Below are 13,306 nucleotides of genomic sequence, written 5' to 3'. Positions count from 1 at the left end.
ACATAAGGGCTCGTGCCAAACTGGCCTCCATCGCAGATGCCAGCTTGAATCATGATCAAAGCCCGATGTGAATCCCTTTTGTCAACACGTCCTAGACAAGCCTCGCTGCGAGGGCAACCTCTCGATCGTCGAAGAGTGGGACTTGCCGCGCAGCATGCGGGTTGCTGGGATGAGACCTGCATTACCTGCATCATTAGAGCAGCCGCCCGTCAGATCCCAAATACACGCCATCCGACAAATAAATCGGCGAGCCCTCGGCAATGCACAGGTCGTCATATAGATCGCGAAGATCGCTGCAGCCGGCGGTGTGGTCGACCTCTGCCGGCTGCCCCAGATATCGGGCCATCTCATCGGCCAGTAGAGTAAGGGCTTCGAACAACTGATCCCGCGTGCCGGACAGGCAGATCTCGGCGAACCTGCGGCCTTTGCCATCGCTGTCGATGCAAAGGTCCACCTCGCCCCCGGCAAGGTTCTGGATCCCCACCTGCAGGGCGTTGATCAACGCTTCGCGGTCCCGGTAGATCGGCGGGGCACCAAAATCGCTAGCGGTGGCCGTCTTGATGGCCCCGCCTTGGTGGCCGCCGATGCTGCCAATGGTCAGGCGGAGCAACGTGTGCTCTCCCGCTACGGCAAAATACTGTTCGCGCGCATGGTAGAATTTTGTGGATTGATAGATAATAGCGGACATGTTGCATCCTTCGCTTGCATGGTCTTGAGATAAGCGCGCAGCGGTATCGTTCGTGGGCGTACCACCCACACGAAGCGCATTCTGCGGTCCCTTGAAAAATCACATGTACTTGGTGTTCCGAAGGCAGGAATTACTGCGGAACGGTCGAGATCGGCCTTTGCGCTGGTGATAACAGGTCACGACATTACCTGCGGCGTCGACAATCGCTCTCACCTTGGTCGCAGCTGCAATCATCTCCCCATCGAGGCCAGCGGCTGTCAGGTGCCGGACGGTCCGTCCTGACAAGATGTACTCCTCGCAATCATGCCGCGCCTTGACCCGTGTCCCATGCAAAAGGACAAGTTCGAGACTGTCTTGCCGAATACTCCGTTGGGCCATACGCGTTGCCGCATGGTTGCTGAGGACGAAAGACGCGTCTGCACACACCGCCATCATGCCCACTCCGCCTCGAACTGCTTTTTGAGCTTGGAGCGGTGACGCTGGAGTTCTTCAAAGCGGCGATAGATCGGATCTTCGAACGGGAGAACCAAGGCAATTTTGCCGCCTTCAGAGGCCGCAGCTTTGCGGCTCTGATACTCAGAAAGCGTATCTTCGTTGAGATGCAGATCTTCCTGAAACGGGTTCACCCAGCTTTGAACACGGTCATCATCCGTATACCGCTCAGGGTACCAACCTTCTTCATGGCAATGCTTCGCCACGAGGTCATCATACTCCGCGGCCAGTTCCGGATGGCGTTCGGCATAGAACGCGCGCCAGGCCTTCAGCTTCTTGAGACCTGCCTTCCGCTGATCCTCCATGCCCTGCTCATGCGCTTCCCGAATGGCCTTAGCAAACTCTTCAATCGAGAGGCCACCGCCCTTGGCTTCCTTGGCCTGATGCAAAACCGAGGACAGCCGAATGCGACCTTTCGCGATGGCCTCAGCCAGCTGCGGTTGCCCCCCAGAGAGAGCCTCTACGAGCTCAATGTCCGATATAAATCCGGCCGCATTCGGGGCCTCTTCGGCCGCTGCCCCCACGAACCACTTTGTGTCGACATGGTCTGAAATCTGCGCCGACAGCCGAATGATTGCCTCGCTGAACAGATTCCGCGACGTTTCGGTGCCAGGGTGTGACGTCTCGATTCCGAAACATTTTTTGAGCTTGCTGGCTTGGTCCTCAAGGTGCCCCCCCTGCAGACGCGGATCGGAGAGGCCGTTTTCAAAGGCAAGGCGAGCTACTTCGTCGTCCTGCACCGGCACTCTCAGTGCATGCCCGGCCACAATGGAAAAGAGAACGGGTGCCAGTTCCATGATCTGCTTCTGGCTGACCCCATAACGCCAACGCATGAGTTCGTAGGCATTGTGGGACGCAGCAGAAACATGGGCCTGGATGGACACTTCTCCCAAGTCCACGTCGGCAAAGAACGGATCGAAATCCTGAGGCTTGCAGTTCAAAACGCGGGCAATCGCCTCCAGATCCTTGGGCTTGGGCGGATTGGTTCCCGCCAGCCAGCGACTCACTGTGCGCTTATGCTTCTTGATCGCCGCGGCGAGTTCGTCGCGCGATTTCCCCTCTGCTTTCAGCTTCTTCTTGAGAAGTTCTGCCTTGAACGCCATCGGTGCCTCCCTTGTGTCCATGACATCAAGGTAGGTGCCATTTTATCCTATGTAAATTTGGCATTTTCTGTCACAAATCGGGGAAAGTTGGCTGGGAATGCCCTCCTTTTCGGCTACATTTGTTTTTACGTGACAAAATTAGTGCCATTTTTGCCGAGATGAATGCTCAAGTCAGCGCAACCAAATCAAGCAATATACGTCAGCAATCGCATAGAGTGTACCTTGGCGGGCCGCTTGCCTTCCTCACAAAATACGGTGGCGGCTTCGGTCGCTTTCACACCGATGGCCATGTCGTAAGCGATAACAACATTGTCGAATGCGTGTTCCGTCCGATCCCCTGAACCCCAAGAACAACGTCCTCGCATCACGCATATTCTGCAATGATGGCCCGTGTCGTCTGGACCGCAGCTGCCAGTTCTGCCCTATCCGGCTCCTTGAGCCCCAGCCCCACCGGATCAAATGACAACTGCACTGGCCCACCTCCACTAGCTCCCGCGCGAGCTGCTCGACCCCGCGCACGATTTGGCCGCGAAGCCGTGGAACTCTGCGTATTCGATGCGGGCATCTCCGCCGTTGCCGGTGAGGTCGCTACCCCAGAACCATTTGCGCCTGCGGCCGCCCGCACTTCCTGCAGCTCTTGCTTCAGCTTCTCGACCGTCTCGCGAGTCTCGGACATCTGTCGGTCCCGCCGCAGGCCTTCCTCGTCCGGATATGGGAAGCTTCCCGATTGACAGGCGTGCAGAACCTTAAACGCCGGGTCCTCGAAATACTTCACCCTTCTAGCCCGGATCGGCATTTGCGCGTCGATCACAAGGATGACCTCGTCGAGGTCCATGCGCCGGGCCTCATCCTCTGTCAGAAGCGGGGTATCTTCTGTCCTCTCCGAAACGCTGCGCCCCTCAAACGGATTGCGCCCGACCGCGCGTGACCGGGTCACCACGCGCTTGGTGGTCTTGCCGACGGCCTGGCTTAACTCCTCGATGGTCTTCTGCTCGGACGGTGTGAGGTAGAGCTTCACACCTGCGCCGCCCTGAAGCGACCTGCGGGTGTTTTCACCATAGATCTCGTCCAGCGCGGGGATCGTCTGTGTCACGATTGCGAGGTTGCCGCCGAAGGAGCGCAGCGTCTTGATGCTCTCGGCGACGATTGGCATTTTCCCGAGCCGGTCAAACTCGTCGAGCATGATCATCACGGGCCAAGGCTCGTCATCGCCGGGTTCCTGCGCTTGCAGCGAGGCAATCAGGTCCGAGAAGAAGAGGCGGATCAGCGGTGCAAGCGGTCGGATCATCTCTGACTCGACCACAAGATAGATCGCATGTGGGCGGCGGCGGATATCCCGGAATGAGAAGTCAGAGGTCGCGGTGGCCGCGTCGATCGCGCGGTTGTCCCAGGTGTCGAGACCCGAGGTCATCAGGAGGGAGAGGTAGGAGGTCAGGGTGTCGTTGTTGGTCGAAGCCATGCGCTCGAAGATCAGCTTGGCCGAGGTGTTCTTCACCTCCTGCGAACGCTTGAGATATTCCTTCTGCTTGTCGCCACCCGAGGCGGTGATCCGATAGATCTCGCCGATGGTCGGCACGCCGCGCTCGAAGGCCAGAAGACCGGCCGCTACGAAGAGGTCGATACCCCCGGCCAGAAGCCCGCTCAGCTTTTCATTGTCGGTCTGCAGGAAGAGCTTGGCGGTGAGTTTCAGCTCCATCTGCTGCCGGTCGGGGTTGGTCATGGCGGCGATGCGCGCGAGCGGGTTGTAGCGATGCGTCGGTCGGTCCCAGTCGGTCGGCGCGAAGCGGAAGACCTTGTCCCCCATGCTGGCGCGGAATCGCGAGGTCTCGCGGAAGTTCTCGCCTTTCACGTCGAGCACTACGGCCGAACCCTTGTAGGTCAGCAGGTTCGGAATCACGAAGCCCACGCCCTTGCCGCGGCCCGTGGGCGCCACGATCAGTGCGTGCGGGAAGGTCTTTGACACGAGAAACGGGCGCTTGGACTTCGCGGAGCCGAGCTTACCCAGAAGGAAGCCGCCGCCGGGCTTGGCAAAGAAACCGTTCCTCTTCATCTCGCTGCGGGTCTGCCAATGCGTCGTCCCGAAGCGGGTCAATGCATCCCCCAGAAGCGTGACGCTCAGCATCAGCGATGTGAGGGCGAAGCCGCCCAGGATGAGGTTCACCCAGAGGAAGTCTTTCGGTGCAGACTGAGACAGACCCCGATATTCGCGGGCAAGCAGGGTGACGTCGAAACGCGAGGGAGAAAGCCCATAGCGGAACATGACAAAGCCGGTCGCCACGACATAGCCCATGGCGAGACCGACCAACACGAGGCTCAAAACTCCTAGGGCAATCTTGCCTTTATCCATGGGTGATCCCCTTCTCACCATGTGCCGCGGCGTGGCGCGCGCGCTGCGCCTCGATCTGCTCTTCGGCCAGAGCATCGAGAACGCGCTCCATGGCCGGGCCATGCGCGGTGACCTCGCTGCTTTGAAGATAGGTCTTGGCGAGTTCCAGCTGGCGCAGCGGATCCTCGGTGAACTTCTCCAGGACGTCCGCGTTTCCGGCCCGCAGCGCGTCGATTGCGTCGGGGCTTAGTCGCTCGTTTATCTGCTGGACGATGTCCTGCTGCTCTGACTCGGAGAGTGGGCCCTCGACGTCGGCGTTTCGCACAATGGCCATGACGGTTGGCGCTGTCTCCTCCAGATACCGGCGCTCGGCGTAGTCCTGTCGCGCCTGGTCCTCGATCTCGAAACTGCGCTCGCTGATATAGGCACGCGACGCACCGAGCGAACGCAGGTGATTGATTTCGCGCCTAACGGCCTGCCCGAACTCGTCATCCGGCATCTCCGTGCGATAGCGGGCGAGGGTGCGGAGCTCTTCGGTGATCGGACCGAGATGATCCGAAGGATCCCGCAAGGCGAGGTCCATGTCGCCAGCATGAAGCGTGCGGTCCTGCTCCGATACCGCATATTGCGGCGGCATTCGACTGTCAGTCATCTGTTCCCAAGCCATCGAGGCCAATTCGGCATGTTGCGGAGATCTATGCGCATAGGCGTCGAACGCGACGCGGGCCTCTTCAACCTCCACGGCGCCGGCCCGCCTTACAGACGGGTCGTCGGAGAACGGATGATCGAAATCCGTCCGACGGAACTGCGCCACCAGCGCCCTGAACGCCTGCCGCTCCGATGGGGCAAAAATGTCGGGCCCGTCCTTCTCGAGATCACCCCCGGGTGCCGCCAACCGCTCGCCGAGCGCTGGCTCAGCGTTGTCCACCTCGTCGATCTCGGTTGGCGCACGCAGGACGCGTACGTCGGTCAGGACATCGCCCAACCGAACATGCACGGCTTCCAGTCGGTCGAGCGCTTCTTCCCGGTCCGCAGATTTCTCCAGATCGAGGTCGCTTGCTTTGGCAATCCCCTGCAGATCCTGTGCCAGCCACTGGCGCTCCAATGCGGCATTGGCTGCCCCCTCCCGCAGGCGCGCGGCCACAGCCTCGGCATCGATGCCCATGCCTTGCAACGCCTCGGCCAGCTTTGGTGCCACCTCTCCATCGTCAAGACGCGCGAGATGTTCTTCACTTAAGTTCGGCCTTGCATAGATGCCGTCCCGGGATGGGGCATCGAGCAGGGCGGCGGAGCGATCCCCGAGCGGGTTCAAATGCGCGACCGAGGCCAGAACGTCGGTCAGCTTGCGCTCGATCACCGGCCTCTCGGCCGCCGGCGCCCTGTCGATCGCCGCCTCGATCTGGCGAATGTTCTGAGAAAACTCGGTGATCAGCGTGTCGAACGCTGCTTCGTCTTGGGACATGTAGATGGCTCCGTCAGATTGAATCTGACCGCCACTGGCAAGGATGGTGCTGGCCCTCTCGAGCGCTTCGGCCACGTCTTCGAAATTCGAGCGTGACGCCTCCGCCGCGAGCCCGCGATAGATCAGGGCATTCTGTCGGACAGTTTCCAAAGCGGCCGCCAGGTCAGCGCCGGTTCTCTGGCGCTCGACAGGGGGACGGCCCTCGTCGCGGGCCTTGTAGATTTCATCGATCTCGGCGCGGTAGGTCGTGACGCCGCGATCCAGACGGCGCGTCGCCTCAAGGCGGATCCCATGAACTTGGGCCGCCTCGACCATCGCCTCGCGAAAGGCGTCGTAGTTGAAGTGATGATCCTTCCCGAGAAAGAACATTTCGCCATCCTTGCTGCGGCGGTTCAGAACGATATGCGCATGTGGATGCGCGCGATCTTGGTGTATTGCAGCAATATAGTCGAATTGCGACCCCTCACCTTGAAAGAACTTCTCGCAGACCGCCTGGGTGATATCGCGCACCTCTTCACCCCTGGTCCCAACCGGGAATGCCATCAGGAGATGCGACGTATGGCCAAGCTTGGGGCTGTAGCGCTCGTTCCACTGGTTCTCGAACCGCCGCGCCACTCGGTTGATCTCGGCTTCCGAGAGCTGCTTCTTCCCGTCATGGGTGCCGCGACTGTCGAGGATATGGGTCGACTTCGTCGTGAGATATGTGAGCTGAGCCCGTAGCTGCGCCCCGGTGTGGCAGCCCCCTTTCGAGATAGCCTTGAAGATCGCTGGCGAATAGCCGCGCGCGGCCCGAACCATCTGCGCGCCCTTGGAAAGCCCCTGCCAGGATCCCGAAACTCGGCTCCAGCCGCGGTCAAATAGCGCCGGGTCGATGCCACGGACCCGGTCACTCCGCGCCATTTTCATCCCTCTCGGCGAGGTCCGCCAGGGTAGAGCTGATCTCAAGGTCCAGCACGCTGCGCCGCGCACGCGACATCTCCTGAACCTGGTCGGCCAGATCGAAGACCAGACCCGCAAGGGCGCGGACGTCACGGTGGCTTGAGGCCGGGTAGGACAGTCTCTCGCCCCGCAGCTTGGCCTCGTTCAGACGTCGCGCGATCTGGTTCACATTGTTGCCGACCCGGTTGAGCGCGGCGCCGAGATTGCGCAACTCGTCACACATCTCGTCGTCGGGCAGGAAGACACCTTCGGCCGCCAGCATCAGGCGGCGCATGGCATCCGAGCGGTGCGCAATCCCGCGCCGCGACAGCGCCGCGTCGAACCGGCGCAGGTCGTCGTCCGAGACCCGGATCCCCACAACCCGCGATCGGCTGCCGTTCGCTGTCTGACGCTCATCCCGGTGGTTCACCACGTTGTAGATCGTCTTCAGGCTGACATCATAGCGCGCGGCCAATGACGCCGCGGAGACGCCGTTCCGGCGCTCCTGGGCGATGGTCGATCGTTCGATCTCTGACAGTCTGCGACGGCGGGGCATTTTGAAGTTAACGTTCCTATTTCTTGCCAACTTCGTACAAGCCCGCCGACTCCCAACGCAAGTGGAGTCGGCTATAAGGGCTTGTACTCAATGTAGAAAATCGCCCTGCAGGGGCGATTTGACGCCTTCTGCGGAGTGCATCCCGCGCGCTGCATTCTGCAGCCCGCGAGATGCGCTTCGCGCCCCGTCTTCCGCGTTCCGCGGCCCGTTTCCCGTCTTCTGCCTGCCGTTCTCTGCGGGATGCTGTCTGTTGTCCGGCACCCGACTCACGTCCAGTGCGCCGCGTCACACGCTGACTTAGCTACGCACCCTGCGGCACGGACCGCGTCCCGTGTCGGGTGCTGCGTGCGATCCGCACCCCGGAGAGTGCGCCACGCCGACTGCCCTATGTCTCGCGCGGTCCGCACAATGCTTGACGTCCACAATTGGTCGGGATACCGACGCGGCAATCGTTTTGCGACGTTTCACCATTTTTGCCGGAGATGCCCAGATGCCCAACGACAACCTTGTGGTGATCGCTGCGATGGCCCGGAAGGGGGGGAGTGGCAAGACCACGCTCTCCCGCGCGCTGATCAGCGCCGCCGTCGCAGCCGGCCGCCGGGTGATGCTCATCGATACCGACAGCACTGGCGTGCTGTCGTCCTGGCACGCGCGCGCCGAAGGGGCAGGGTATGGCTCACCGCACCTGCGCTCGTCGGTGGCGGAAAGCGTCGGCGATGTCGACCGGATGATCGAGCAGGTTTACCTGGACGGCTCGGCGGATTTCATCTTCATCGACACCGCCGGGGTAGGGGCCGAATGGTCCGACGAGATCGCGGTGCTCGCCGATCACATCGTCACCCCGGTCATGCTCTCGACCTCGGATTTCGACGTGGGTGGACAGACGGTGGATTGGTTCCGGCAGCTCGCCGCGCGCGTAGACGACGCTACCGCGCTGCCCCGGCATCATATCATCCTGAACATGGTGGACCCCAAGACCACCAAGGCGGATGCGGCGCTGATCGAGAACGCCATCGGGATATTTCCGCTTATCGAGACCGTGATGCTGCGACGGAACGCTTACAAGGAGATGGATGAGAAGGGGCTGTTGCACGCTATAGCGCTTCGCAAGCAGGCTGATCCAAATCCCCTGATGCGTCCCCATGTCCGCCACATGGTCGAGGCCCTCGAGGAAGCGACCGACATCCTCAACAACATCCTCGCGGCTTGACGTCATGCGCAAGAAGATCCCGACCATCACGCGTCCGGACCCCAGCTATGCTGCGGGTCTGAAGATCACTGCGTCTGTCGAACCGCAATTTCACGAGGAAACCAGATCTGATCTGGAACGGGATACGAATACGCAGGTGGGTCAAGGGTCACAGCCGTTGACGCCCGAACGGACACCGGCGCCCCATGCCGTAGCTGTTCCTGATGTCGTGAAACCTTTGACAGGTGCTGGGCAGCCTCAATCCACTCGGACCCGGAAAGTGGATGTGCGGGTGACCGCTCTCGAGCGCCAGGCAGCCGACCTGAAAGCCTGCGGCATCAATCCGGCCCATGTCGTTCGTGCTGCGTTGAGGCGCGCGACAAAGCACTGGAAGATGAAGCCGGAGTTCGTTCCGCCGAGATGCGACCGAACTGCGAAGCCGTCTTCCTGGCGGATGCGCACGACCGTGGCTGTGGATGCGGAGGCCTTGACCGTGATCATGGCCGCTGAGGATCCGCTCGACGTCTGCAGCAAGTGGTCGCTGATCCGCGGCCAGCTCGAGCCGCTGGTCTGGCAGGAGATCGACAAGATTCTGGCTGAGTTGACCGGAGCTAGAGCGCAAAGCGAAGACCCACACGCACCGGATGCCGCCAACAAAACGTCCGACGATGGCTAGCGCCTCGCAAGCAAGGTTATCGATCACAAACGCAAGAATCCGCGCAGCCCCTTGTCAACTTTGGATTGCATGTTGCGAGTGCAGCATGACGCCAATAAGAGGCGGCCAAGAATGTAACAGCGATGCAAATCAATCGCTTTGCATGACGAGTTGGAAGGAGTTCACCATGTCCCAAGCCCCGCGTTTGACCGGAAAAGCCATCATGAGAATCGTCTCCAAAACGTCGGGCAAACTGGTCGGCCATCTCTATGAATGGGACAACGGAGAACTTCAGCCCTGGTGGCTCGATGGCGAGGTTCAGGGCGTGCTTTATGAGCCGATGGGTGGTCCAGTTTAGGACCGCCTAAGCTGTCGATCATCTGGAGCGAGTAGCTCTGTCCGTCAGCAGAAGAAGCTCTTCGCATAATCGCCCATTATCGGAGATTTGAGCCTTCAACGGTGGATTCACAAATGAAGTGCAAATTCTGTATGAAACCAGAATCTTGCATGGAGAATGTAAATGGGCCGCTGCTACCCTCACCTGACTTTCGAGGAACGCCGGAAGATTGCGAAGTGGAGTTAAGCGAAGATGCCGGTTCCGGAAATCGCGGATCATCTGGGCCGCGCGCCGTCGACGATCTATCGCGAGCTGCGCAGGAATGTCTTTGAAGACAAGGAGATGCCCGAGCTGAACGGCTACCACGCCCTCCTCGCGCAGAAGATCTACGAGGAGCGTCGTGCGATCCATCGAAAGCTGATCCGCCATCCCGAGATCAAGGCCGCCGTGGAGGACGCCCTGAAATCAGGATGGTCGCCGGAACAGATCGCTGGCCGGATGCGGCTGGAACGGCATCCGATCCGCGTCAGCCATGAAACCATCTACCGCTTCGCCTATTCCAAGGAAGGTCGGGCCGTGCAATTCCACCGCCATCTATCCGAGCATCGCAGGCGCCGCCGACCACGTGGCCAGAGGCGCCACCAGCATGGGCATATCTTCGAGGCCCAGAGCCTTCGCAATCGCCCCGACGAGGTGGCTGAACGTCAGGAATTCGGACACTGGGAGTGTGATCTGATGATGTTCCGCAAGGAGCACGGCAAGGTCAACGTCACCTCGCTGGTCGAGCGCGTCAGCCGGTTGACCGTGGTGCTCCGCAACGAAGATCGCCAGTCAAAACCGATCGTGGAGGCGCTGATCGGCGGCCTGTCGAAACTGCCTGCCGATGCCCGACGTTCGATCACCTTCGACCGCGGCACTGAGTTCTCGGCCAGGCCGCAGCTGAAGGACGGCATGGGCACCGACAGCTGGTTCTGTGACCCGCAGGCACCTTGGCAGAAGGGCACCGTCGAGAACACCAACAACCGATTGCGCCGGGACCTGCCCCGCACAACCGATCCGACCACGCTGACCCCGAAGCGGCTGCGCACCATCTGCCGGAAGCTCAACTCCACGCCAAGGAAATGCCTCGGCTACAGAACACCCGCCGTGGTCTTCGAAAGCCGCCTGCTGGAGATCAGTAACCGGCTGGAATAGGCTCAGGTGTCAGGCTTTGCACTTCGGCGTGAGTTCACAAACTACAATTCGGCGCGTCGCAACCGAAGTGCGTTGCCGATGACCGATACGGAAGACAGGCTCATCGCAGCGGCAGCGATCATCGGCGACAATAGAAGCCCGATGAACGGGTACAGGATGCCAGCGGCGATGGGTACGCCTGCAGCGTTGTAGGCGAAGGCAAAGAACAGGTTTTCCTTGATGTTGCGAAGCGTTGCGGTGGCCAGTTTGCGGGCGCGTACAATGCCGGTCAGGTCGCCGCCCAGAAGGGTGATCCCTGCGCTTTCGACAGCCACGTCGGCTCCGGTGCCCATGGCAATCCCGACATCGGCGGCGGCAAGGGCAGGGGCGTCATTCACCCCGTCGCCGGCCATCGCGATATAGGCGCCTTGCGCACGCAACTCCTCGACAAGGGATTTCTTGTCCTCGGGCAGAACGCCCGCGCGGACCTCGTCGATATCGAGTTGGCGCGCGACCGCTTCGGCGGTGCGCTGGTTGTCGCCGGTCGCCATGATGACCCTAAGGCCAAGCGCGTGCAGGTCGCGGATCGCTGCGGCGGTCGTGTCCTTGATCGGGTCGGCAACGGCGACCAGACCGGCCAGCGTTCCGTCAAGGGCAACATACATGGCCGTCTTACCGTCCGCGCGCATCGCATCGGCGGGCGCGTCCCCAGCAGACGTGTCGACCCCCAGAGCCGCCATCAACGCCGGGTTGCCAAGAGCCACATCGCGGCCTTCAACCCGTCCGGTGACGCCTTTGCCCGTTACCGCATCGAATTCACTTGCGTCGTGGCGTGGGGCGCCCCTGTCCCGTGCACCCTGAACGATGGCTTCGGCCAGAGGGTGTTCGGAGCCGCGTTCCAGGGCGGCGGCATAGGCCAGCACGTCAGCCTCGTTCGCGCCCGACAGGCCGACCACGTCGGTCAGGGTGGGCTTGCCCATGGTCAGCGTGCCGGTCTTGTCGACGATGACGGTATCGACGCGGGCCATGCGCTCCAGTGCCTCGGCGTCCTTGATCAGCACGCCCGCCTGCGCGCCACGCCCGGCGGCGGTGGTGATCGAGATCGGCGTAGCCAGCCCCAGCGCACAGGGGCAGGCGATGATCAGTACGGAAACGGCGGCGGTGATGGCAAACGCCAGCGCCGGGTCAGGACCGATCAAAAGCCACGCGAAGAAGGCCAGCGTTGCAATACCGACCACGGTGGGTACGAAGATCGCCGAAACCCGGTCTGCCAGACCTTGGATTGGCGCCCGCGACCGGCGGGCGCCCGCGACCATGTCGACGATCTGGGAAAGCACCGTGTCGGCACCGACTTGCGTGGCGCGGATCGCCAGCGTGCCATTCTTGTTGATCGTGCCGCCGGTGACGCGGTCGCCTGCGGTCTTTTCGATGGGCACGGGTTCGCCGGTGATCATGCTTTCATCAACCGAGGACCGACCCTCGACCACTTCGGCATCCACCGGAATGCTGTCGCCGGGGCGGACGCGCAGCATGTCGCCCGCGACCACGTTTTCCAGCGGCGCATCGTATTCCTCGCCATCGGGCAGGATGCGGCGAGCGGTCTTTGGAGCAAGGTCCAGCAGGGCGCGGATCGCATCGCCGGTGCGTTCGCGCGCGCGGAGTTCCAGCACCTGCCCGACGAAAATCAGGGCGACGATGACGACCGAGGCCTCGAAATAGGTGCCGACGCCTTCGCCCATCCGGTAGTCCTCGGGGAAGACACTTGGCAGGAAGGTGGCAAAGATCGAATAGACATATGCCGACCCGACCCCAAGCGAGATCAGCGTCCACATGTTGGGTGACAGGTTGCGGAACGAGTCCAGCCCGCGTCTGAAGAACGGCAGCGCGGCCCACAGGACGATGGGCGTGGCCAACAGGAATTCGATGTAGGTCGCGATACGGTGACCCAGCCAGTCGCGGACGGGCAGGCCGACAAGCTCTCCCATCGTCAGGATGACCAAAGGCACCGCCGCCGCGGCGCTGATCCACATCCGGCGGGTGAAGTCGGTCAGTTCTTCGGACGGTTCGTCGCTGGGTAGCATCGGTTCCAGCGCCATGCCGCAGATCGGGCAGGCCCCCGGTTCGTCGCGGACGATCTCGGGGTGCATGGGGCAGGTCCATTGCGTGCCGGGTTGGGCCTGTTGGCCTGTCTTGTCGGCATTGCCGGACGCATAGAACCACGGGTCAGCCTTGAACCTGTCCTCGCAGGAGGCCGAGCAGAAATGATGGGTCTCTCCTCCAAAGGTCTGCGTTCGGGTGTCGTCCTTGACTTCGATGGTCATACCACAGACCGGGTCCGTGGCCGTAGGGGCGCCAGCCGGGATCGGGGCATGCTGCGAATGGGAGTGGTGGGCATGGTCGGGCATGA

The 13,306-nt window shown here is 61.6% G+C and carries 9 protein-coding genes and 1 pseudogene; 4 read left to right on the top strand and 6 right to left on the bottom strand.

Annotation, left to right across the window (positions count from 1 at the left end):
* Positions 1-193 precede the first annotated feature (193 nt).
* The 5 genes from B9A11_RS17750 to mobC form a co-directional block, all read right to left on the bottom strand.
* Positions 194-688 (bottom strand): hypothetical protein, encoded by a 495-nt coding sequence (locus B9A11_RS17750; RefSeq protein WP_058249097.1) that lies wholly within the window; start codon positions 686-688, stop codon positions 194-196.
* Between the two features lie 431 nt (positions 689-1,119).
* Positions 1,120-2,283: a helix-turn-helix domain-containing protein gene (locus B9A11_RS17740; protein WP_058249095.1), complete on the bottom strand. Its 1,164-nt coding sequence runs from the start codon at positions 2,281-2,283 to the stop codon at positions 1,120-1,122.
* Positions 2,284-2,647: 364 nt separating this feature from the next.
* Positions 2,648-4,630: a type IV secretory system conjugative DNA transfer family protein gene (locus tag B9A11_RS17735; protein WP_058249094.1), complete on the bottom strand. Its 1,983-nt coding sequence runs from the start codon at positions 4,628-4,630 to the stop codon at positions 2,648-2,650.
* On the bottom strand, positions 4,623-6,971 hold the full coding sequence (locus tag B9A11_RS17730) for a relaxase/mobilization nuclease domain-containing protein (RefSeq protein ID WP_058249093.1): 2,349 nt from the start codon (positions 6,969-6,971) through the stop codon (positions 4,623-4,625). Before B9A11_RS17730 ends, B9A11_RS17735 begins: the two co-directional genes overlap by 8 nt.
* Positions 6,958-7,545 carry a plasmid mobilization relaxosome protein MobC gene (gene mobC / locus B9A11_RS17725; RefSeq protein WP_058249092.1) on the bottom strand — a complete coding sequence of 196 codons (588 nt, stop codon included), beginning with the start codon at positions 7,543-7,545 and terminating at the stop codon, positions 6,958-6,960. The genes B9A11_RS17730 and mobC overlap by 14 nt, the downstream gene beginning before the upstream one ends.
* A gap of 490 nt (positions 7,546-8,035) precedes the next feature.
* Here mobC and B9A11_RS17720 point away from each other — a divergent pair, with 490 nt between their 5' ends.
* The 4 genes and pseudogenes from B9A11_RS17720 (at position 8,036) to B9A11_RS17710 (ending at position 10,920) form a co-directional block, all read left to right on the top strand.
* Positions 8,036-8,755, top strand: coding sequence for a ParA family protein (locus tag B9A11_RS17720; protein WP_058249091.1), 720 nt, complete (start codon positions 8,036-8,038; stop codon positions 8,753-8,755).
* A gap of 4 nt (positions 8,756-8,759) precedes the next feature.
* Positions 8,760-9,410, top strand: a complete 651-nt coding sequence (locus tag B9A11_RS17715) for a hypothetical protein (RefSeq protein ID WP_083499942.1) — start codon at positions 8,760-8,762, stop codon at positions 9,408-9,410.
* 166 nt (positions 9,411-9,576) lie between these two features.
* Positions 9,577-9,747, top strand: coding sequence for a hypothetical protein (locus B9A11_RS21455; RefSeq protein WP_159452517.1), 171 nt, complete (start codon positions 9,577-9,579; stop codon positions 9,745-9,747).
* A gap of 162 nt (positions 9,748-9,909) precedes the next feature.
* Positions 9,910-10,920 (top strand): annotated as a pseudogene (locus tag B9A11_RS17710) (IS30 family transposase).
* A 41-nt stretch (positions 10,921-10,961) separates the two neighbouring features.
* On the opposite strand, the gene B9A11_RS17705 reads toward B9A11_RS17710, so the two are convergent.
* The gene (locus B9A11_RS17705; RefSeq protein WP_058249089.1) at positions 10,962-13,304 is read right to left on the bottom strand and encodes a heavy metal translocating P-type ATPase; all 2,343 of its coding nucleotides are present in this window, start codon (positions 13,302-13,304) and stop codon (positions 10,962-10,964) included.
* Positions 13,305-13,306: the final 2 nt, after the last annotated feature.

This window comes from Tropicibacter naphthalenivorans, from assembly GCF_900176475.1.
Taxonomy (GTDB): Bacteria; Pseudomonadota; Alphaproteobacteria; order Rhodobacterales; family Rhodobacteraceae; genus Tropicibacter; species Tropicibacter naphthalenivorans.
Note: the sequence above shows the minus strand (reverse complement) of the source record. Positions and strands in the feature narration are given on the sequence as shown.